Source organism: Brevibacterium aurantiacum (assembly GCF_007558825.1).
GTDB classification, from domain to species: Bacteria; Actinomycetota; Actinomycetes; order Actinomycetales; family Brevibacteriaceae; genus Brevibacterium; species Brevibacterium aurantiacum_A.
This window is the reverse complement of record NZ_VLTK01000036.1, coordinates 1-2455: the sequence shown is the minus strand read 5'-3', so window position 1 is coordinate 2455 and position 2455 is coordinate 1. Positions and strand designations below refer to the sequence as shown.

At 63.2% G+C, this 2455-nt stretch carries 2 pseudogenes; both read left to right on the top strand.

What is annotated here, in order from left to right:
- Positions 1-249 precede the first annotated feature (249 nt).
- A pseudogene (locus FO013_RS22075) lies at positions 250-1643 on the top strand (IS1380 family transposase).
- Positions 1644-1816: 173 nt separating this feature from the next.
- Positions 1817-2404 (top strand): annotated as a pseudogene (locus FO013_RS22070) (ISL3 family transposase); the annotation flags it as partial.
- Between the last annotated feature and the right edge of the window lie 51 nt (positions 2405-2455).

Genomic DNA, 2455 nt, shown 5'->3' with positions numbered 1-2455 from the left:
CGATCCTGACATGGCTACGCCAATAAAGGAGACATGCCCTAGTGTCGCGTTTCTGAAGTTATTCTAGGTTTACCTTCTCGAGGACTTGCTCTGGGGTCTTAGTCCACACGAACGGGCGCTTCCGTTTCTTCCACCCGTTGGTGACCTCCCGAATCCTCTTATTGAGAGCCCAGCAATCCGCAAGTACGTAGATCAGTGAAAGTAGATTTCACCACGGTCCACTTCCCCAAATCAAGTAGCATCTCGTGGGTGCAAATTTCTCACACCTCGTCGGCCACGTCAGTGTCCTTCGATGACCCGAAATCCGTGTGGGAGGCCGGCCTGGTCCCCGCCGTGAAACTCGCTACGCATGCTGGCCTGCAAAAGCTGACCGACCGAGGCCCGACGGTGCCCACCAACAAGGGCGCCAATGCCGAGGCAAAGATCCCCTCCCTGGTGGCCGGGATGGTCGCCGGCGCCGACTCGATCGATGACATGGCCCTGCTCAAGCACGGCGGCACCGGCAAGGTCTTCACCGACCGGTACGTGCCATCGACACCGGGTTCGTTCCTCCGGTCGTTCACGTTCGGCCATGTGAGCCAACTCGGCGTGGTCGCCTCCCGAGCCCTAACCGGCCTGAATGCCCAGATCCCGTTGTTGGTGAGCGAACCCGGCGAGTACGTACGCGTGGACGTCGACTACACCATCATCGAGATCCACAGCCGCCAGAAGCAGGGCTCCGGGTACGGCTACTCCGGGGCCCGCGGGTTCAAGGCACAGCTGGCCGCTGTCACTACTGTCGGTTCGGCGCCGACGTTCGTCGCCCAACGACTGCGCAAGGGCTCCACCGGTTCCTCGCGCGGGTGCGCCCGGTTGATCGGTGACGCGGCGCTGGCCACCACCGGTCGCCTCGCTTACATGGCCGGGGCGAGGGTGCTGGTCCGGGCTGACTCGGCTTACCACGGCCATGCCGCCATGCAGGCCGCGATTTCCGGAAGGGCCGAGGTGTCCGTCACCGTCCGGATGGACCCGCGGGACAAGAGGGCCATTGCCCCGATCCATGACGATGCCTGGCAGACGATTGATTACACTGACGCGGTCTTCGACGAAGACACCGGCCGGTGGAGCTCCAAGGCCGAGGTCGCTGAGATTCCTTTCACCGCGTTCACCTCGAGGAAGAAGAGCAACGCGTGCTCGGACGGTTGATGGTGCGCCGCATTCCCGAGCTCAACCCCAAAGACGTGGCCCAGCCGACACTGTTCGATACCCACCGCTTCCACGCCTTCTTCACCACCAACGATCTCGACACCCTCGCCGCCGCCAAGACCCACCGCGCCCACGCTGTGATTGAGCAGGTCAACGCCGATCTGAAGAACAGCGCGCTGGCGCACCCACCCTCCGGGAAGTTCAACGCCGCCGCCGCTTGGTTGGTGGTGGCCGTCATCGCGTTCAACCTCACCCGGGCTGCGGAAACGATCGCTGGCGCCGGTCTATCCAAGGCGACGACGGGAACGATCCGGCGCTAACTCATTAGCGTTCCGTCCAGGGCCGCGCCCTCAGCCCGCCATCTTAGCCTGCACCTGCCACAGAATTGGCCATGGGAGACCGCCTGGACGGCCCTGTTTACCTCCGTCAATGGGCCACCACAGGCCGCAGCCGCCTGACCGGCTAACCGACGACCGGCGCGACGAAGGAAGCGACCGTAGAACATCCCGAGCAGCGAGGCCCGGCGATCAATGCTGCCCGAACGCACAGACCCTAACCAAAATCAGATCACATGCTCAACCCGAACCCCATAGGTGGATTGAGGCTAAGCCACCGTCACGCAGGAAGAGGCCCGTTCCAGGGATAGAAGAACGCGATAAATGACCAGTCCGAGGACGCCACCTGCGTGCTGGATGCGTTCCGCATCGTCAAGCTTGCCGGCGTGGCGGTCGATGGTTTTCACCGCCGGATACCACAGAAGCCCCTCGGCCACCGAAACCGCAAGGGCAATCCTCTCTACGAGATCCGCCATCTTCTCCGCGCCGGGCGTGAACGCCTCACCACACGCCAGCAGAACCGTCTGGCCAGCGCGTTCGCTGCCCATCCCGATCATGTCACGGTCGAGGATGCCTACCACTGCGCCCAGAATCTCCGAGACGTGTTCCACCAGCCCACACCAGCCTGGGGCCGTCGACTGGCCGATCAGCTGATCGAGAAGCTCCCGTCATGCCCGATCCCGGAGATCGCCCGACTCGGGAAGACCGCGTTCCTGGCCTACTTCGACACCGGCGGTGCGAGTAACGGCGGCACTGAGGCCATCAACGGGATTATCGAACTAGGCCGCCGCACCGCCCGCTGTTTCAGCAACTTCGAGCACTACCGCCTCCGAATGCTCCTCATCACCGGAGGCCTCGGCACCTCGCCCCACACGCAACCCTGAAGAGCCGCATTAGGGCATGTCTCCTTTATTGGCGTAGCCATGTCAGGATCG